At 68.4% G+C, this 19,983-nt stretch carries 16 protein-coding genes; 8 read left to right on the top strand and 8 right to left on the bottom strand.

Annotated features, from left to right (window positions below):
- Positions 1-42: 42 nt before the first annotated feature.
- Positions 43-1,215: an EamA family transporter gene (locus tag ACPUER_RS23465; RefSeq protein ID WP_425132252.1), complete on the top strand. Its 1,173-nt coding sequence runs from the start codon at positions 43-45 to the stop codon at positions 1,213-1,215.
- Between the two features lie 21 nt (positions 1,216-1,236).
- On the opposite strand, the gene ACPUER_RS23460 is transcribed toward ACPUER_RS23465, so the two are convergent.
- The 7 genes from ACPUER_RS23460 to ACPUER_RS23430 form a co-directional block, all read right to left on the bottom strand.
- A complete protein-coding gene (locus tag ACPUER_RS23460; protein ID WP_425132251.1) occupies positions 1,237-2,436 on the bottom strand; it encodes an MFS transporter in 1,200 nt (399 codons plus the stop codon).
- 184 nt (positions 2,437-2,620) lie between these two features.
- Positions 2,621-3,445 (bottom strand): phosphodiesterase, encoded by an 825-nt coding sequence (locus tag ACPUER_RS23455; RefSeq protein WP_175962385.1) that lies wholly within the window; start codon positions 3,443-3,445, stop codon positions 2,621-2,623.
- Between the two features lie 86 nt (positions 3,446-3,531).
- On the bottom strand, positions 3,532-4,563 hold the full coding sequence (locus ACPUER_RS23450; protein WP_204426079.1) for an ABC transporter ATP-binding protein: 1,032 nt from the start codon (positions 4,561-4,563) through the stop codon (positions 3,532-3,534).
- Between the two features lie 29 nt (positions 4,564-4,592).
- Entirely contained in the window at positions 4,593-5,495 is a 903-nt protein-coding gene (locus ACPUER_RS23445; RefSeq protein ID WP_425132250.1) for an ABC transporter permease, read from the bottom strand.
- A gap of 10 nt (positions 5,496-5,505) precedes the next feature.
- Entirely contained in the window at positions 5,506-6,330 is an 825-nt protein-coding gene (locus ACPUER_RS23440; RefSeq protein WP_072435915.1) for an ABC transporter permease, read from the bottom strand.
- A gap of 17 nt (positions 6,331-6,347) precedes the next feature.
- Positions 6,348-7,376, bottom strand: coding sequence for an ABC transporter substrate-binding protein (locus tag ACPUER_RS23435; protein ID WP_310135040.1), 1,029 nt, complete (start codon positions 7,374-7,376; stop codon positions 6,348-6,350).
- A gap of 73 nt (positions 7,377-7,449) precedes the next feature.
- A complete protein-coding gene (locus tag ACPUER_RS23430; protein ID WP_072435913.1) occupies positions 7,450-8,475 on the bottom strand; it encodes a substrate-binding domain-containing protein in 1,026 nt (341 codons plus the stop codon).
- 1,013 nt (positions 8,476-9,488) lie between these two features.
- On the opposite strand from ACPUER_RS23430, the gene ACPUER_RS23425 reads away from it, so the two are divergent.
- The 7 genes from ACPUER_RS23425 (at position 9,489) to ACPUER_RS23395 (ending at position 18,792) form a co-directional block, all read left to right on the top strand.
- Positions 9,489-10,721, top strand: a complete 1,233-nt coding sequence (locus tag ACPUER_RS23425; RefSeq protein WP_425132249.1) for a 3-methyl-2-oxobutanoate dehydrogenase (2-methylpropanoyl-transferring) subunit alpha — start codon at positions 9,489-9,491, stop codon at positions 10,719-10,721.
- Entirely contained in the window at positions 10,718-11,764 is a 1,047-nt protein-coding gene (locus ACPUER_RS23420) for an alpha-ketoacid dehydrogenase subunit beta (protein WP_371286988.1), read from the top strand. The genes ACPUER_RS23425 and ACPUER_RS23420 overlap by 4 nt, the downstream gene beginning before the upstream one ends.
- 1 nt (position 11,765) lies before the next feature.
- Positions 11,766-13,136 carry a dihydrolipoamide acetyltransferase family protein gene (locus ACPUER_RS23415; RefSeq protein ID WP_425132248.1) on the top strand — a complete coding sequence of 457 codons (1,371 nt, stop codon included), beginning with the start codon at positions 11,766-11,768 and terminating at the stop codon, positions 13,134-13,136.
- 5 nt (positions 13,137-13,141) lie between these two features.
- Entirely contained in the window at positions 13,142-14,533 is a 1,392-nt protein-coding gene (gene lpdA / locus ACPUER_RS23410; protein WP_310135031.1) for a dihydrolipoyl dehydrogenase, read from the top strand.
- 343 nt (positions 14,534-14,876) lie between these two features.
- Positions 14,877-15,506, top strand: coding sequence for an NAD(P)H-binding protein (locus ACPUER_RS23405; protein ID WP_425132247.1), 630 nt, complete (start codon positions 14,877-14,879; stop codon positions 15,504-15,506).
- 623 nt (positions 15,507-16,129) lie between these two features.
- Complete coding sequence (locus ACPUER_RS23400) at positions 16,130-17,560, top strand: purine-cytosine permease family protein (protein WP_175962394.1); 1,431 nt, start codon at positions 16,130-16,132, stop codon at positions 17,558-17,560.
- 173 nt (positions 17,561-17,733) lie between these two features.
- Complete coding sequence (locus ACPUER_RS23395) at positions 17,734-18,792, top strand: porin (protein WP_425132246.1); 1,059 nt, start codon at positions 17,734-17,736, stop codon at positions 18,790-18,792.
- 58 nt (positions 18,793-18,850) lie between these two features.
- Here ACPUER_RS23395 and ACPUER_RS23390 read toward each other — a convergent pair whose 3' ends face one another.
- Entirely contained in the window at positions 18,851-19,807 is a 957-nt protein-coding gene (locus tag ACPUER_RS23390; RefSeq protein ID WP_204426087.1) for a LysR family transcriptional regulator, read from the bottom strand.
- Positions 19,808-19,983 lie beyond the last annotated feature (176 nt).

The raw sequence follows: 19,983 nt of genomic DNA, 5'->3' as shown, positions 1-19,983 counted from the left end.
TTTCAGCGGAGCACGCGGTGCGATGTGCGGGCGGGCTGCACGATGACCCCGCTCGACCGTCTCCTCGATTTCTTCTCCCGCCTTTCGTTCCGGATCCGCCTGCCGCAAAGCCGCGGTGGCCGCGTCGCGCTGGCGCTCGTGTTCATCTATTTCGTCTGGGGTTCGACCTACAGCGGCCTGCATTTCGCGCTGCAGTCGTTCCCGCCGCTGCTGCTGTCGGGGTTGCGCAACCTGCTCGGCGGGATCGGCCTGTTCATCTTCGCGCTGCGGCGCAAGCCCGAATGGCCGACGCTGCTGGAGATCCGCAACTCGGCGATCGTCGGCACGATGCTCGTCGCGCTGTCGTCGGGCACGATCGCGCTCGGGATGCGCACGGTCAGCAGCGGCTCGGCCGCGGTGATGGTGGCCACGGTGCCGCTGTTCGCGACCGTGATCGCGGCGGTGGCCGGGCGGCCGGTGACGAAGGGCGAGTGGGCGGCGGTCGCGCTCGGGATGGTCGGCATCGTCGTGCTGAATTCGGGCGGCGCAGCGGCCGCGAACTCGGCGCTCGGCACGATCTGCGTGCTGGCCGGCGCGCTGTTCTGGGCGGGCGGCGCGCATCTCGCGACGCGGCTCAAGCTGCCGTCCGACCTGTTTTTGTCCACGTCGCTGCAGATCGGCCTCGGCGGGCTGATGTCGACGCTCGTCGCCTGGCTGCTCGGCGAACGCGTCGAGCAGCTGGCCGTTGGACCCGTGTTCGCGTTTCTGTACCTGATGGTGTTCTGCACGATGGCCGCGTATGTCGCGTACGGCTACCTGATCCGCCATACGAGCCCGATCATCGCGAGCAGCTGCATGTACGTGAACCCGATCGTTGCGGTCGCGCTCGGTGCGCTGCTGCTTGGCGAACCGGTGACGATGGCGACCGTGGTCGCGACGGTCGCGATCCTCGGCAGCGTCGGGCTGTCGTTCGTGTTCGATCCGGCGCGCCGGCCCGCGGCACGCGCGGCGGCTGTCGGTTCGCCGGTCGTGGCGGCCGCGTCGACGGCGGACGTTGCGTCCGCACCCGATCAGATCACGTTGCCGGATGCGGCGCCCATCCTGGCGCCTTCCGCCGTCCCGCTGGCGGTACCGACGCCGGCTGCCGTGATGGATCCGGCAGTCGTCATGGAGCCGGCGCAGGCGTTTGCGCGGCCGCCCGCCGACGAACCGGCCGCGCCGCGAGCCGACGCGTGACGCCGGCGCTGCCTGGTGCGTTCAGCCGCGCCGGCCGCCGCGATGGTGGGACCAGCCCGCGAGTGCGGTGAACAGCAGCCCGGCCGCGCACATGCCGGTCCAGCCGAACGCGTGCCATGCGGCGACGCCGGCCGACGAGCCGAGCGCGCCGCCGATGAAATAGCACACCATGTACACCGTGTTGACGCGGCTGCGTGCCTCGGGCTTCAACGCATAGATGCGCGACTGGTTCGAGATCTGCGCGGCCTGCACGCCGACATCCAGCACGATCACGCCGATCACGAGCCCGACGAGGCTCGAGCCCGACAGCGCGAAGATCACGAACGACAGCGCGAGCAGCGCGATCGCGAGCGAGATGATCGCGCGCGGGCCGCGCGTGTCCGCAAAACGCCCCGCGTAGGGCGCCGCGAGCGCGCCCGCCGCGCCGACGATCCCGAACAGGCCGGCCGCCTGCGGACCGAGATGGAACGGTGCGCCGGCGAGCAATAGCGTGAGCACGGGCCAGAACGCGCTGAACGCCGCGAACAGCGCGGCGCCCGTCAGCGATGCCTCGCGCAGCCCACGCAGTTCGACCGCCAGATGCCACATCGAGCCGAGCAGCTTGCCGTACGGCAGCGTCGACGTCGGCGAGCTGCGCGGCAGCCGCAGCACGATCACGGCGGCCAGCGCGACGAGCGCCGCGACCGACGCGGCGAACACCGCGCGCCAGCCGAAATATTCGGCGACGAAGCCGGCGGCCGTGCGCGCGAGCAGGATGCCGAGCAGCAGGCCGCTCATCACGGTGCCGACCGCGTGCCCGCGTTCGGCGGGCGGCGCGATCTCGGCCGCGAACGGCACGGCCTGTTGCGCGATGGTCGCGAGCACGCCGATCGCGAGGCTCGCGACGGCGAGCACGGCCAGCGACGGCGCGGCGGCCGCCACGATCAGCGCGACCGACAGGCCGGCGATCTGCATCAGGATCAGCCCGCGGCGATCGAAACGGTCGCCGAGCGGCGCGAGCAGGAACATGCCGGCCGCATAGCCGAGCTGGGTCGCGGTCGGCACCGCGCCGATCCACGACGCGCCGTCGGGAAAGGCCGAGCGGAAGCTGTCGAGCAGCGGCTGGTTGTAGTAGATGTTCGCGACGGACACGCCCGCGATCGTCGCGAGCAGCAACAGCAGGCTGCGCGAGTAGTGGGGCGAGGCGGCGTCGGTCGGACGGTCGGTGGAGGCGGTGGACATGGCTGCGCGGGCGAAGTTGGGCGGCGCGGCGCGCGGCGCACGCGTCGGGTGCGCAGGCGGGCCGGGCGCCGGCCGAGGCTGCCGATCATACCGGAGCACCGTGAATCCTGCCGGGCGCGGCGAACCGGCACGACCAATACCAGTGGCATGACCGGCCGCCCGTCATCGCACGTTCTTCACGCGTTCAGTCGACCAGCTCCCCCGTCGGTTCATAGAACGGGTAAGGCCCGGCGCCTTCGTCCACATACACGTGGTGCGACGTCATTCCCGTATCCGGCGCATAACGATGCACCGCGAACGCCGGCGGTTCGAGCCGGAACGCGGACGGCGCATCGGCCCGCAGGTCGAACGCGACCTGGTGCGCGGGCGCCGGCACGGCCGACGCGAGCGTGCCGCCGAAACGCGTAAACATCGTGCGGTGCACGTGGCCGCACAGCACGCGCTCGACGTTCGGATAAGCACGCAGCAGCGCATCGAGTTTCGCGGCGGCGGCGGGCGCGAGGCGCAGCGCGTCCATATGGCCGATCCCCGACACGAACGGCGGGTGATGCAGCGCGACGATCACCGGGCGATCGCGTGCGGCGTCGAGCTGCGCGGCGAGCCATGCGAGCCGCGCGTCGCACAGGTCGCCGTGGCTCGCGCCCGGCACCTGCGAATCGAGCGCGAGCACGCGCACCGCGCCGACGTCGAGCGCGTACTGCACGAATTCGCCGTCCTGCAGTTCGGCGCGATCGGCGAACGCGCGGCGCAGCCCGGCGCGGTCGTCGTGATTGCCGATCATCAGGTAGTACGGAATCTCGAGCGGCGCGAGCAGGTCGCGCAGGTTGGCGTATTCGTCGTCGTGGCCGAAATCGGTCAGGTCGCCGGTGACGAGCACGGCGTCGGGGCGCGGCACGAGCGCGTTCAGCCTCGCGATGCAGCGCGCGAGCGCGGCCGCCGTGTCGACGCGCCGGTACGCGAGCTGGCCCGGCCGCTTGATGTGGAGATCGCTGATTTGAGCTAGCAGCATCGTCGGTTCTCGGAATCGTCTGGTTATTGTGGGTGCGGCGTCATGCGCCGCGGTGGGGCGGGCATGCGTGGTGCATTCGAGGCGCATTACGCGCCCAGCGCGATCAGTCCTTCCGGTGCAATCGTAATGCCGACCGCCGTGCCGTGCGCGAGCGCGATGCGGCCCGGCACGTCGATCACGAGCGCGTCGGGCGCCGCGTGCTCGATCGTGAGCCGCGTGCGCTCGCCGAGAAACGCGCACGCACCGACCGTGCCGCGCAACGGCGCATGCGCGGGATCGGCGAGCTGCGCATCCTCGGGGCGGAAGAACCACTCGTCGGACGCATGCGGCGTGACGATCGCGCCGCCCGTCGTCACGAGCGCGCCATCGCGCCATTGTCCGCCAAGCCGGTTCAGCGTACCGATGAACTGCGCGACCGTGCGGTTGGCCGGCCGGTAGTAGATGTCGCGCGGCGTGCCGATCTGTTCGATGCGACCTGCGCCCATCACGACGATCCGGTCGCCGAGCTCCATCGCTTCGGCCTGGTCGTGCGTCACGTAGACCGTCGTCACGCCGAGCTCGCGCAGCAGCGCATTCATCTCGCGACGCAGCACGTCGCGCAGTTTCGCGTCGAGTGCCGTCAGCGGTTCGTCGAGCAGCAGCACGCGCGGCCGCACCGCGAGCGCGCGCGCCAGCGCGACGCGCTGGCGCTGGCCGCCCGAGAGCTGATCGATCGGCTTGTCCGCATGCGCGTCGAGCCGCATCATCGCGAGCAGTTCGTCGACGCGCTCGCGCAGCGCGCGCGGTTCGGTCTTGCGGATCTTGAGCCCGTAGCCGACGTTGCCGCGCACCGTCAGGTTCGGAAACAGCGCGTAGTTCTGGAACACCATGCCGACCTGCCGGCGCTCGATCGGCAGTGCGGTCACGTCGTCGTTGCCGAACGCGATCGTGCCGCCGGCGTCCGGCGTGTCGAGGCCCGCGATCAGGCGCAGCGTCGTCGTCTTGCCGCAGCCGGACGGCCCGAGCAGCACGAGCGTTTCGCCCGCGCCGATCGACAGGTCGAGCGGTTCGAGCACGCGCGTGCCGCGGAACGTCTTCGCGCAGCCGGTCAGGGTGATGGGAGTGGAATCGAGTTTCATGTCAGCGAAAAGGTCGGCGGGTCAGCGGGTCAGCGCGGGCGGCGCTTGAGTGCACGCGTGCCGGACGGATCGACGCCGAGCCATTGCATCGCGACGAGGAGCGGCAGCGTCATCAGCAGGAACAGGATCGTGTATGCGCTGCCGACTTCGAGGCGCAGCGACGCATAGGTATCGGCGAGCCCGACGGGCAGCGTCTTGGTGTCGGGCGTATGCAGCATCCACGTGAGGTTGAATTCGCCGATCGACAGCGTGAGCACCGCGAGCGCGCCCGCGACGATGCCGGGGCGCAGGTTCGGCAGCACGATCGTGACGAAGCGCGTGACGAACGACGCACCGAGGCTGGCCGCGCCTTCCTCGAGCGTGCGCAGGTCGGCGCCTGCCGCGACGGCCGCGACCGCGCGCACCATGAACGGCAGCGTGAACACGACGTGGCCGACGACGATGAACCACAGGCTCATCCGGAACGCGGTGAAGCCGCCGTACACGACCAGCAGCGCGAGCGCCGACGCGAGGCCCGGCAGCGCGACCGGCAGCACGAGCGCCTCCTCGATCGCACGCGCGACGCGGCTCTTGCTGCGCGCGAGCGCATAGCCGGCCGGCACGCCGACCGCGAGCACGATCGCGAGCGTCGCGAACGCGACGTATAGAGACAGCGCGACCGAGCCGTGATACTGCTGCCACACCTGTTCGAGCCAGCGCAGCGTGAGGCCGCTCGACAGTCCGCGGAAATAGTTGACGGTCAGCCCCGCGAGCACCGACATCACGACGGGCACGATCAGGAACGCGCACAGCAGCAGCGTGACACCCCATTGCAGCGCGGCGATCGCACGCGCGCCCGTGACGCGCGGTGCGCGCCGCGCAACACCGTTCGCCTGCGCGGAAGCGGGCGTCGGCGCCGGCGACGGCGCGGAAGAGCCGGAAAGCGATTGCATGCAGGAATCCTCAGGCCGCGGCGGCGGCGGTATGGCCGGTGAAGCGGCGCGCGAGCGCGAGCACGGCCCAGGTGACGATGCCGAGCACGATCGACAGGCCGGCCGCCGTCGCGATGTTCGCGTTCAGCGTGAACTCGGTATAGATCGTCATCGGCAGCACGTTCAGGTCGGTGGCCAGCGTGAACGCGGTACCGAATGCACCCATCGCGGTCGCGAAGCAGATCGCGCCGGCCGCGATCAGGCCCGGCGCGAGCGCGGGCAGCACGATGTCGACGAAGATGCGCCACGGCGACGCGCCGAGCGAGCGCGCGGCTTCCTCGAGCGACGCATCGAGCTTCGACGCGGCCGCGATCACGGTGACGATCACGCGCGGAATCGAGAAGTACAGGTAGCCGACGAACAGGCCCGCGACCGAATACGCAAACACCCACTTGTCGCCCGTGAGCTTCGCGGACAGCATGCCGATCAGCCCCTGGCGCCCGGCGAGCATGATCACCATGAAGCCGACGACGACGCCCGGGAACGCGAGCGGGAACGTGAGCAGCGCGAGCAGCACGCGCTTGCCGGCGAATTCGCGGCGCGCGAGCAGCAGGCCGGAGATCGTCGACAGCGCGAGCGTCGCGAGCGTGACGCCCGCGGACAGCGCGACGGTCTCGCCGAGGCTCTTCATGTAGCGTGCATTGCCGAGCAGCGCCGCGTACTGCGAGAAGAACGCGCCGTCGGCGGACACCTGCACGAGCGCCGCCATCGGCAGCAGCCAGAACGCGGCGAACATCGCGAGTGCCGGCGCGACGAGCGCGACGCGCCAGCGCAGCGGGAAAGTCAGATCGAGCATCGGTTGCGTCCTGCCGTTTACTGCATCACCTGCAGGTACTGCTGGCCGAACGCCTGCTGACCGGCCGCCATCTTGCCGAAGTCGACCGGCTTCGCACGTGCGTACTCGCTCGCCGGCAGGAACTTCGCGGCGACATCGGCGCCGAGCGCCTGCGCGCGCACCGGGCGCAGGTACGCGTTGGCCCACAGCTTCTGGCCTTCGTCCGACAGCACGAAGTCGAGCACCTTCCTGCCGTTCGCGTCGTGCGGCGCGCCCTTCACGAGGCTCATCACATACGGCACCGCGATCGTGCCTTCCTTCGGAATCACGAACTCGACGTTCGCGTTGTCCTTGTATTTCGCGCGATATGCGTCGAAGTCGTAGTCGAGCAGGATCGGAATCTCGCCGGACAACACGCGCGCATACGCGGTCTGCTTCGGCACGATCGGCGCGTTCGCCTTCAGCTTGCGAAACCAGTCGAGCGCCGGCTTGAAGTTGTCGACGCTGCCGCCGAGCGCCTGGTTGACGGCCACCGCGCCCGCGTAGCCGACGAATGCGCTGGACGGATCGAGATAACCGACCATGCCCTTGTATTCGGGCTTCAGCAGATCGGCCCACGAGCGCGGCACCGGCTTGCCGTCGAGCGCGTCCTTGTTCACGAAGAAGCCGAGCGTGCCCGAGTGGATCGCGAACCAGTAGCCTTGCGGATCCTTCAGGTTCGCGGGAATGTCGTTCCAGTGTGCGGGCTTGTACGGCGCGATCACGCCTTTGTCCTTCGCCTGGAATGCCGACGACACGCCGAGGTAGACGACGTCGGCGACCGGGCTCTTCTGTTCGGCGATCAGCTGCGCGATCGACTGGCCCGAGTTCTTGTTGTCGAACGGCACGCGAATGCCGGTCTTCTGCTTGATCGCCGCGATCTGCGCGGCCCAGTCGGCCCATTCGGGCGGGCAGTTGTAGCAGATCGCCGTTTCGTCGGCGTGGGCGGCGGGTGCGCCGGCGACGAGCGCGGCGCAGGCGAGCGGCGCGGCGAGCGCGCGCAGCAGCGAGGTCAGGCGAAAGGACACGGTGGGTCTCCGGGCGAGTGTGTGGCGCTGGGGTGGTGTGGTGGTCGGCGTGCGCGGTGGCACGCCGGTGCGTTCAGGCCTTGCGCAATTGCAGGTCGGTGGCAGGCGGCGCGACCGTCGCGCCGTCGCGTACCGCGTGCGGCAGGATCAGCGACGTGCGTTCGATCGTCGCGCCGCCGATGCATTCGACGAGACGCCGCCATGCGTGGCGGCCGATGTCGCGGTTCGGCGTCGCGACGCTCGCGAGCGGCGGCGCGAGCAGTTCGCCGATCGCGATCCCGTCGAAGCCGAGCACCGACAGATCGTCCGGGATCGAGAAGCCCGCGCGGCGCAGGCCGCGCATTACGACCATCGCGAGCAGGTCGTTGCTGCAGAAGAGGGCGGTCGGACGCGTGGCGCGCGAGGTCAGATGCGCGAGCACCGCGTCGGGCAGCTCGGGCGCGTTGAAGTCGACTTCGACCGGCGGCAGCGTGGCGACGCCGCTTTCCTCGAGTGCCTGCGCATAACCGAGATGGCGCTGGCGCGCGCGATCCGACGCGGCGAGCGAACCGGCCAGCATCAGCACGCGGCGGTGACCGCGCGCGGTCAGCAGCCGCACGCCGTCATAGGCGGCGCTGCGGTTGTCGACCGACACCGACGGGCGGCGCTGCGTGTCGTTGTGCATCAGCACGTAATGCGGGCCGTCGCGATCGAGCATGTCGAGCAGCGGGTGCGTGTCCGCGTCGGCGACGGTGAGGATCAGCCCTTCGACGCGCTGCTCGCGCAGCGTCTCGATTGCGTGACGCTCGCGCGCCGCGTCGTACTCGGTCGTCATCAGGATCAGCTTGAAGCCGGCCGCCGTCGCGAGCTCGTCGATGCCTTGCAGGCAATCGGCGAACACCGGGTTCGACAGCGTCGGCACGACGACGCCGACGAGCCGCGTGCGTTCGCCGCGCAGTTGCCGGCCGAGCGGGCTCGGGCGGAACTGCAGCGTGTCGATCGCGGTGCGGATTGTCTGCAGCGTGGCGGGGCTGACGGTATGCGGTGCGTTGATCGCGCGCGAGACGGTGGCGATCGAGAAGCCCGCGAGGGCAGCAACGTCCTTGATGGTCGAGGTCATGAAGTAGCGCGATGTAAACGTTTTCGGCAGGGGGATTATCGAAAACGTTTGTGACTTCGCGATGACGTACGCGACGCTTGTTTCGCAACAGGCGCGATACAAACGTCAGACAGTTTGTGACCGTCGGACAAGGCGGACTCGATTGTATCGGCGGATGTTGCGGCGCGGGACGAAATCGCGGGCAGTGTCGTATCGGCGCTGATTACACTGGACGAATGCGTGCGATGCGATGGTGCGTCGAGCGGCGATGGCGCGCGCACGTACGACGCGTCCCAACGCATGTCGCCCGAATAAGGGAACGTATGCGCAAGCAATGGTAGAATCGCGTCCGCCCTCTTGCCGGGGTGATGAAATTGGTAAACATAGCGGACTTAAACGATTGAGTGCCCGGCCGGAAACGGTCGGTGCAGAACCCTTCAAATTCGGCGAAACCCCTGATGCGCGCATCGAGGCAACGCCGAGCCAAGCCTCGCGGCACCCGCGAGGAAGGTGTAGAGACTAGACGGGGGGCGCCTAAGGCGCACGGGCAGCGGTTACGCCCGCGCGCGACGGCGAAGGCATAGTCCAGCGCACGAACGGCATCGCGCTCGCGACGCCGGCTTCGAAAGAAGCAGTGTGACGAAAATCCGCCGCCTTAACAGGCTTGCCGGTTCAAGTCCGGTCCCCGGCACCACGATCGCTTCCACGCGATTCCATGAAGGCCCGAAAACCCGCGAGAGATCGAACGCTCGCGGGTTTTTTGTTTTTGCGGCATCGCGTCGGATGCGATGACCACGCAACTGACACAAGCGCGCGCGACCGCCAGCCGCGACGGGCATAACATTCCGCCGTCCCGCGCCTATCATGGCAAATATGCTCACCGCGATCGAGCGGGTTGGTCATCGACGGCCGGCGCGGCATTGCATAGATTTCCAAGGTTGGCGTGCTTACCCGCGCGCCAGCCCGCGCGCAGGTCGGCAACCGGCCGCGCGCGCCTATCAGCGTGAGACACAATCGAGCGTGGAGACGACACGATGAGCCTGTCAGAGCCATTGCGTCTGCATGTGCCGGAGCCCACCGGGCGCCCGGGCTGCAAGACGGATTTTTCCTATCTGCATCTATCGCCGGCCGGTGCGGTCCGCCGCCCGCCGATCGACGTTGCCCCGGCGGACACCGCCAATCTCGCCCGCAGCCTCGTGCGCGTGCTCGACGACCACGGCAACGCCCTCGGCCCGTGGGTGCCGGACCTCGACGATGCGCGCCTGATCGCCGGGCTGCGCGCGATGCTCAAGACCCGCATTTTCGACGCGCGCATGATGATCGCGCAGCGCCAGAAGAAAATCTCGTTCTACATGGTGAGCCTCGGCGAGGAGGCGATCGGCACCGCGCACGCGATGGCGCTGCGCGACGGCGACATGTGCTTTCCCACCTACCGGCAGCAGAGCATCCTGATCGCGCGCGACGTGCCGCTCGAGCGGATGATCTGCCAACTGATGTCGAACGAAGGCGACCCGCTGAAAGGGCGCCAGCTCCCCGTGATGTACTCGGATCGCGACGCGGGCTTTTTCTCGATTTCCGGCAATCTCGCGACGCAGTTCATCCAGGCGGTCGGCTGGGGGATGGCGTCGGCGATCAAGGGCGACACGAAGATCGCGTCCGCGTGGATCGGCGACGGCGCGACGGCCGAAGCCGACTTCCACACCGCGCTCACGTTCGCGCACGTGTACCGCGCGCCGGTCGTGCTGAACGTCGTCAACAACCAGTGGGCGATCTCGACGTTCCAGGCGATCGCGGGCGGCGAAGGCACGACGTTCGCGGGGCGCGGCGTCGGCTGCGGGATCGCGTCGCTGCGCGTCGACGGCAACGACTTCCTCGCGATCTACGCGGCGTCGAGCTGGGCGGCCGAACGCGCGCGCCGCAATCTCGGCCCGACGCTGATCGAGTGGGTGACCTACCGCGCCGGTGCGCATTCGACATCGGACGATCCGACCAAGTACCGGCCGAGCGACGACTGGTCCCATTTCCCGCTCGGCGATCCGATCGCCCGCTTCAAGCGCCACCTGATCGTCAAGGGCATCTGGTCGGACAGCGCGCAGGACGCGCTGACGGCCGAGCTCGAGGCCGAGGTGATCGCCGCGCAGAAGGAAGCGGAGCAATACGGGTCGCTGGCCGACGACCGGATTCCGTCGCCGGCCTCGATGTTCGACGACGTATACAAGGAGCTGCCCGCGCATCTGCGCCGTCAGCGCCAGGAACTGGGAGCATGACCATGGCGCAACTCGAGACAGGCACGGCGACGCAGCCGATGACGATGATCCAGGCGCTGCGCTCCGCGATGGACGTGATGCTCGGGCGCGACGGCGACGTGGTCGTGTTCGGGCAGGACGTCGGTTATTTCGGCGGCGTGTTCCGCTGTACCGAAGGACTGCAGAACAAATACGGCAAGTCGCGCGTGTTCGATGCGCCGATCTCGGAAGGCGGGATCGTCGGCGTGGCGGTGGGGATGGGCGCATACGGGCTGCGCCCGGTGTGCGAGATCCAGTTCGCCGACTATTTCTACCCGGCATCCGACCAGATCGTGTCGGAAGGCGCGCGGCTGCGCTATCGCTCGGCCGGCCAGTTCACCGCGCCGATGACGATCCGGATGCCGTGCGGCGGCGGCATCTACGGCGGCCAGACGCACAGCCAGAGCCCGGAGGCGATGTTCACGCAGGTGTGCGGGCTGCGCACAGTGATGCCGTCGAATCCGTACGACGCGAAAGGGCTGCTGATCGCGTCGATCGAGAACGACGACCCGGTGATCTTCCTCGAGCCGAAACGGCTGTACAACGGGCCGTTCGACGGCCATCACGAACGGCCCGTCACGTCGTGGCTCAAGCATCCGGCGAGCGCCGTGCCCGAGGGCTACTACACGGTGCCGCTCGATACGGCCGCCGTGGTGCGGCCCGGCAACGACGTGACGGTGCTGACGTACGGCACGACGGTGCACGTGTCGCTCGCCGCGGCCGAGGAGACGGGCATCGACGCGGAGGTGATCGACCTGCGCACGCTGTGGCCGCTCGACCTCGACACGGTCGTCGCGTCGGTGCGCAAGACCGGGCGCTGCGTCGTGGTGCACGAGGCGACGCGCACCTGCGGCTACGGCGCGGAACTGGTGTCGCTGGTTCAGGAACATTGCTTCTACCACCTCGAGGCGCCGGTCGAGCGCACGACGGGCTGGGACACGCCGTATCCGCATGCGCAGGAATGGGCGTACTTTCCGGGCCCGGCCCGGGTCGGCGAAGCGTTGCGACGCGTGATGGAGGCGTGAAATGGGGATTCATGTCATCAAGATGCCGGACATCGGCGAAGGGATCGCCGAGGTCGAGCTGGTGGCCTGGCATGTGGAAGTCGGACAGACGATCGCGGAAGACCAGCCGCTCGCCGACGTGATGACCGACAAGGCGGCGGTCGAGATTCCGTCGCCGGTGTCGGGCAAGGTGCTGGAACTCGGCGGCCGGATCGGCGAGATGATGGCGGTCGGCAGCGAGCTGATTCGCCTCGAGGTCGAAGGCGACGGCAACCTGAAGCAGGGTGCGCCGGTGCGGGATGCGAAGGCGAAGGCGGAAGCGGCGCCGGTTCAAACGACAGCGGCAGCGGCGGCAAGGTCGGTGCCCGTGGCCGACGTGCCGGTGGCCGACGTGCCGGCGGCAGCGCCTGCGGCCACTGCGGTGCCGGGTCGTGCGGCGAATCGCGCCCCCGCGGAGCCGCGTCGTGCGGAACGTGCCGAACCTGCTGCGCAGCCGCGCGCGGCGCTCGCGCCGGGCGAACGGCCGCTCGCGTCGCCGGCCGTGCGTCAGCGCGCATGGGACATGGGCATCGAGTTGCGCTATGTGCGCGGCACGGGTGAAGCAGGGCGGATCCTGCACACGGACCTCGATGCGTATGCGAAGACTGGCAGCGGCACGGCGCGCGCGTCGCAAGCGCACGGCTACGAAGAACGCAACGACGAAACCGAAGTGCCGGTGATCGGCCTGCGGCGTGCGATCGCGCGCAAGATGCAGGAAGCGAAGCGCCGCATTCCGCACTTCAGCTACGTCGAGGAAATCGACGTCACCGAGCTCGAATCGTTGCGCGCGGACCTGAACCGCCGCTACGGCGATACGCGCGGCCGGCTCACGCCGCTGCCGCTGCTGATCCGCGCGATGGTGATCGCGCTGCGCGACTTCCCGCAGATCAACGCGCGCTTCGACGACGAAGCGGGCGTCGTCACGCGCTACGGCGCGGTGCACATGGGTGTCGCGACGCAGACGGATGCGGGCCTCACGGTGCCCGTGCTGCGTCATGCGGAAGCGCGTGACGTGTGGTCGATCTCCGCCGAAATCGCGCGGCTCGCCGATGCGGTGCGCGCGAACCGCGCGCAGCGCGACGAGTTGAGCGGCTCGACGATCACGATCTCGAGCCTCGGCGCGCTCGGCGGCATCGTGTCGACGCCGGTCATCAATCATCCCGAAGTCGGCATCGTCGGCGTGAACCGGATCGTCGAGCGGCCGATGATCCGCGACGGCGCGGTCGTCGCGCGCAAGATGATGAACCTGTCGTCGTCGTTCGACCATCGCGTCGTCGACGGCGCGGACGCGGCCGAATTCATCCAGGCCGTGCGCGGGGTGCTCGAACGCCCGGCACTGCTGTTCGTGGAGTGAGGCCGATGAAAAACGAACACACCACGCTGCTCGTGATCGGCGGCGGCCCGGGGGGCTACGTCGCCGCGATCCGCGCCGGCCAGCTCGGCATTCCGACCGTGCTGGTCGAGCGCGACCGGCTCGGCGGCACCTGCCTGAACATCGGCTGCATTCCGTCGAAGGCGCTGATCCACGTGGCCGACGCATTCGAACAGGCCTGCGGCCAGGCCGGCGAAGGGGCGCTCGGGATCCGCGTGCGCACGCCCGAGATCGATATCGCGCAAAGCGTCGCGTGGAAGGACGGCATCGTCGACCGGCTGACGCGCGGCGTCGACGCGCTGCTCAAGAAGAACGGCGTGCGCGTGCTGCACGGCGACGCGCACGTGATCGACGGCAAGACTGTCGACGTCGTCGCCGGCGGCCACACGGCGCGGATCGGTTGCGAGCACCTGTTGCTCGCGACCGGTTCCGAACCGGTCGAACTGCCGTCGATGCCGTTCGGCGGGCATGTCGTGTCGTCCACCGAGGCGCTGTCGCCCACGACGTTGCCGAAGCGGCTGGTCGTCGTCGGGGCCGGGTATATCGGGCTCGAACTCGGGATCGTCTATCGCAAGCTCGGGGTCGACGTGAGCGTCGTCGAAGCGGCGGAGCGCGTATTGCCTGCGTACGATGCCGAACTCGCGAGGCCGGTTGCCGATTCGCTCGCGCGGCTCGGTGTCGGGCTGTGGCTCGGCCACAAGGTGCTCGGGCTCGCGGAGCACGGCGCGGTGCGCGTGCAGGCGGCCGACGGCGCCGAACGGACGCTGCCGGCCGATCGCGTGCTGGTCGCGGTCGGCCGCCGGCCGCGCGTCGACGGCTTCGGGCTCGAGGCGCTGCCGCTCGATCGCAACGGCCGGGCGCTGTGGATCGACGACGAATGCCGGACGTCAATGCGCAACGTGTGGGCGATCGGCGACGTCGCCGGCGAGCCGATGCTCGCGCATCGCGCGATGGCGCAGGGTGAGGTGGTCGCCGAGCTGATCGCCGGCCGGCGCCGCAAGTTCATGCCGGCATCGATCCCGGCCGTGTGCTTCACGGATCCCGAGATCGTGACGGCCGGCTGGTCGCCGGACGACGCCCGCGCGACCGGCGTCGATTGTCTGAGCGCGTCGTTTCCGTTCGCGGCGAACGGGCGCGCGATGACGCTGCAGGCAACCGAAGGTTTCGTTCGCGTCGTCGCGCGGCGCGACAACCACCTGATCGTCGGCTGGCAGGCCGTCGGGCGCGGGGTGTCGGAGCTGGCTGCGGCGTTCTCGCAGTCGCTGGAGATGGGCGCGCGGCTGGAAGACATCGGCGGCACGATCCATGCGCATCCAACGCTGGGCGAAGCGCTGCAGGAGGCGGCATTGCGTGCGCTGGGGCATGCGTTGCATGTTTGACGCGTCGTTCTGAAACGGAGGCGCCGGTGCGCAATGTGCGCATCGGCGGCTTTCAGGTTACTGCGCCGGTGTCTGCACCGAAGCCGATCCGAAACGGCTGCGCCCGCGCGGGGTTCGACGCGTCGCGCCTTCACTTCACGATAAAACGCGAAGACTTGATGCATGGAGTGGCCCGAAGCCGGCAGCATGACGCGGCCGATTCGAGATATGCAGCGAGCGCGGTCTGTAATTTCTAGAGATGCGGGAAGGTTGCCGGCGCAGGGTTGACCGACCATCATGTCGATAGCCGGAAACCGGGCCGCTCCCGGCCCGCCAACGCAGGCTCCACACGGAAGAACCGGACATGAAACTGCTGCTCGTCGGCGCGACCGGGCTCGTCGGGCGCCACGTCCTCGAAGTCGCGCTTGCCGATGCGCGGGTCGATCAGGTGGTCGTCCTCGCGCGCCGGCCGTTGTCGCCGCATCCGAAGATGCGCGCGCTGGAGGTCGATTTCGATCATCTGCCCGACGAGGCCGACTGGTGGCAGGCCGATGCCGTGATCTGCACGCTCGGCACCACGATGCGGGCCGCCGGCTCGCCGGCCGCATTCCGGCGCGTCGATCACGACTATCCGCTCGCGGTCGCGCGGCTCGCGCACCGGCACGGCACGCCGGCCTACGTGCTGAACTCGGCACTTGGCGCGGATTCCGCGTCGCGCATCTTCTACAACCGCGTCAAGGGCGAGGTCGAACACGCGCTGGCCGGCGTCGGGTTCGCGTCGCTCACTTATGTGCGGCCGGGCCTGATCGGCGGCAGCCGCGACGAGTTCAGGCTCGGCGAGCGGCTGCTGGCGTTCGCGTTGAACGTCGCCCGCCCCGTGTTGCCTGCGAAGTGGCGCGTGAATCCCGCGTCGCGGATTGCGCGCGCGCTGGTCGACGTCGCGATCGATGCGCGGCCGGGTGTGCAGGTCGTCGCATCGGATCGGCTCGTCTGAACCCGAACGGGCGGTGAGCCGCGGGCACCGCCGCGCGGCACGCGTCGGCTATTTGCCCGCGAAACCGTCGAGCCCGCCGAACTGTTCGGCGAGCGCTGCGGTGAATGCATCCAGCGCTTCGCTGCCGTCGCGGTTCCTCGGTGTCGCGAGCTGGAATTCGACCGGCAAGCTCGATGACGCCGGCGACGAAATCCTGACGCTTCAGACCGGGTAGGGCGTGCGCGAGCCGAATGCGTGATGTGCGCATCGGCCGACGCCCGACACATCGCGCGTTCTCAAAACTGCTTCGCCATGCAAACAGGCCTCGCGCGCAAGCGCGAAGCCTTTCATTCTTCAAACTCAAAACTTACGAAAAACCGGTCGGACACGTCCCGATCGTTCGAACAATTTCGAAAATAGACGGATATCGGGTAATCACCGATATCTCGCAAGTTGTATATACAAGATCATCCGCTGGCAATGTCGGCACACGTCGTGCCGCTTGCGCGCCAGCGTGCAAACCGTGCGTGCGTGGCGCATGCCGGCGATCCACGGCGCCCCGCACCCGAAGAGCCGAAAGGGCGGCTCGCAGATTCCTGTCTTTTCAAACCATTTGCGGTCCTGAGTATTGTGGAGATTTCCCCGTGTCAACGAATCCCAGTGGAAAAGCCGGCGGCCTGATCGAGGTTCGCTCGATCGACTTCATTCCCGACACCGAGCGCCACGGCGGGCTGCTGAGCCAGTTCACGCTGTGGCTGTCGGCCAACATGCAGATCACGGCCATCGTCACGGGTGCGCTCGCCGTCGTGCTCGGCGGCGACGTGTTCTGGTCGCTGGTCGCGCTGCTGCTCGGCCAGCTCGTCGGCGGCGCCGTGATGGCGCTGCACGGCGCGCAAGGGCCGCAGCTCGGGCTGCCGCAGATGATCTCGAGCCGCGTGCAGTTCGGCGTGTACGGCGCGATGATCCCGATCGTGCTCGTATGCCTGATGTATATCGGCTTTTCCGCCAGCGGCTCGGTGCTGGCCGGGCAGGCCGTCGCGCAGCTGCTGCATGTCGACGACGCGGCCGGCATCCTGCTGTTCGCGGCCGTGATCGTCGTGCTGACCGTGTTCGGTTATCGCGCGATCCACTTCGTCGGACGGATCGCGAGCGTGGTCGGCATCGTCGCGTTCGTCTACATGTTCTCGCAGCTGTTCGCGAACCACGACGTCGGCGCGCTGCTCGCGAACAGGCATTTCTCGCTCGCGAGCTTCCTGCTGTCGATGTCGCTGTCGGCGTCGTGGCAGATCGCGTTCGGCCCGTACGTCGCCGACTATTCGCGCTACCTGCCGCGCTCGACGTCGTCGGTCGCGACGTTTCTCGCGGTCGGCCTGGGCTCGGTGATCGGCGCGCAGGCGGCGATGGTGTTCGGCGTGTTCGCGGCCGCGCTGGCCGGCAGCCAGTTCGCGCACCATGAAGTGGCGTATATCGTCGGCCTCGGCTCGACGGGCGCCGTGGCCGCACTGCTGTACTTCAGCATCGCGTTCGGCAAGGTGACGGTGACGGCGCTCAACGCGTACGGCAGCTTCATGTCGATGGCGACGATCGTCAGCGGCTTTCGCGGCAAGGGTGCCGTGTCGTCGAAGAGCCGCCTCGTGTACATCTTCGGGATGATCTGCGTGTCGACGCTGATCGCGCTCGCGGGCCGCCATTCGTTCCTGAAGGAATTCACCGCGTTCATCCTGTTCCTGCTCGCGTTCTTCACGCCGTGGAGCGCGATCAACCTGGTCGACTACTACTGCTTCACGCGCTCGCGCTACGACGTGCCGGCGCTGTCCGATCCGGATGGCCGCTACGGCCGCTGGAACGCGATGGCGATCACGATCTACGTGGTCGGCATCCTCGTGCAGTTGCCGTTCATGTCGACGCACATCTACACGGGGCCGCTCGTCGACGCGCTCGGCGGCACCGACATCTCGTGGATCCTCGGCCTGATCGTGCCGGCCGTGCTGTATTACATCGGCGCGCGCGCGTCGCAACGCAGCATCCCCGAACGCCTGATCCTGCCGCTCGAACGCGGCGAAGTTCACCACTGACGACGCGTCTCGCGCATCGGGCCGGCCGGCAACTGGCCTGAGCGTCGCGTCGAGCCGGGCGTTCCCTGCGCCGGGCTCTCCTGCACATTCCCTTTCCCGCGATGACGGTGCGGCGCTACCGCCGCGCCCGGCATCGTTTCATTCTCGTTCAATAAAATAGTATGACTAAGCAAATGAAATGCCGCGGGAACGCTTCCCCGGTACGGCCGCCGCATGCCGTTCTTCGGATGACGGTCGCAGCCGCGTGTCTTGGCGGCTCGGGAGCCGCGTTCGCGCAGGACGGCGTCACGCTGTACGGCGTGATCGACGAATTCGCGCAGTACGTGAATACCGGCAACGGCTATACGGCGGCGATCGGCTCCGGCGGCCAGTGGGGCAGCCGGTTCGGGCTGAAGGGCGGTGAGGATATCGGCGGCGGGCAGAAAATCGAGTTCGCGCTGGAAAACGGCTTCAACCCGAACGACGGCTCGCTGGCGAGTTCGGGCAGCATGTTCAACCGTCAGGCGTGGGTCGGCATCGCGGGGCAGTGGGGCAAGGTGCGCGCGGGCCGGCAGAATTCGCCGCTGTTCAACGACCAGGGCGGGCAGGATGCGTTCGGCGGCGTCACGCAGGCGTCGGGCATGGACAACCTGACCGTGTTCGCGTTCCGCACGAGCAATACGCTGTCGTACCGGAGCCCGGAGATCGCCGGCTTCCAGGGCGGGCTGTATTTCGGGTTCGGCGATGCGGGCGGCGCGCGCTCGGCAGGCTCCAGCCAGCAGTTCGACCTGACCTACGAACACGGGCCGTTCGCGGCGTTCGTCGCGGGCCAGTGGCTGAAGAACGCGACGGCGACCACGACCGATCGCACGATCATGGCCGGCGCGTCGTATGCGATCGGCAAGGCGACGGTCTACGGTGGTTTCTCCGCGGTGAAGTGGGCCGACCTCGGAATCGATTCGCGCGTGTACGGGCTGTCGGTCAAGTACCAGTTCAGCCCGGCCAACTATGTCGCGCTCGGTTACGCGTATCTGCACGACCAGTCGTCGCAGGGCAACGACGCGGACCAGCTCGGGCTGATGTACGAGTACGACCTGTCGAAGCGCACGAGCTTCTACGGCGCACTGTCATACCTGCGCAACCGGAACCAGGCTGGCTACACGCTCGCGGGCGCGGCGAACCCCGGCCTGCCGCTCGCGTATCCGGGCGCGAATGCGCGCGGCGTGCAGCTCGGCATCGTGCATCGCTTCTGACGTCGTCGACGCGCCGGGCCGTGTGCGCCCGGCGCTTTCCCCGGGCGCGTTCGCGCCGTTACTTCCCCAGCCGCTCCGCGAGCGAATAGCGCTGCATGCAGCGCTCCATCGCGTCGAGAAACGCGTGCTCGGCCGCGTTCATCTTGCGGTCGCGATGCCACAGCAGGAACACGTCGACATCGACGAGCCCGTCGTCGGGCGGCAGCCGCCACAGCCGCTGCTGCGCGATATCGTCGCGCACGATGTGCTCGGGCAGGCAGCCGATCCCGTAGCCCGCGAAGATCAGCCGCCGCACTTCATCGAGGCTCGGCGACGACGCGACGATGCGTCCCGTGAAACCCTTCTGGTCGCGGAACACGGTGAGCGGCGACAGGCTGTCGCCGATCTGGTCGCTCGTGAACGACACGAAATTCTCCGCGAGCAGATCGTCCATCCGCAGTTGCGTCTGCCCGAACAGCCGGTGATGGCGGCCGCAGTAGATCGCATAACGCTGGCGCAGGAAGCAGCGCATCTCCAGCTTGTCGTGCGGCGTGCGGCACAGGCCGAGCCCGGCCGTGGCCGTCTTCTGCAGCAGCGACGACAGGATGTCCGACGAGCGCATCACTTCGATCTGCAGGTCGATGCGCGGATACGCGCGATGGAAGTCCGCGAGGAATTCGTCGTAGACGGGCGATTCGATGCGGCTCACCGTCAGCAGCCGGATCGAACCGGTCAGGTCGGCCGTGCTGTCGTCGATTTCCGTTTCGAGGCGCGAGATGCCGCCGTAAATGTCGCTCGCGATCCGGTACACGGCTTCGCCGGCCGGCGTCGGCGCGAAGTGCGCGCCGCGCCGCTCGATCAGCCGGCGCTCGAGCGCGTCCTCGAGCCGCCGCAATGCCTGGCTCACGGCCGGCTGCGTCACATGCAGGCGCGCGGCCGCGCGGCTCACGCTGCGCTCCTGCATGATCACCAGGTAGGTGCGCAGCAGGTTCCAGTCGAGACGGTCGTTCAGGAACGGGGCGAGGTCGGGGCGCATCGGGTCTCCGGGCGAGGCGTCGGGGTGAACATTAGTTAAATTTATACGGCGAATAATAACTTGAAATTTGACTAATGATTTGCGGTCGCCGATAAAGGAGGGGTGCCGCAGCGTGCGGCGCGAGGCCGCGACAGACGGCCGTCACCACGATATTGCGTGTCGCCCGCAACGCGGCG

Origin of the sequence: Burkholderia sp. DN3021, assembly GCF_049805555.1 — a bacterium.
GTDB lineage: Bacteria > Pseudomonadota > Gammaproteobacteria > Burkholderiales > Burkholderiaceae > Burkholderia > Burkholderia pyrrocinia_C.
Note: the sequence above shows the minus strand (reverse complement) of the source record. Positions and strands in the feature narration are given on the sequence as shown.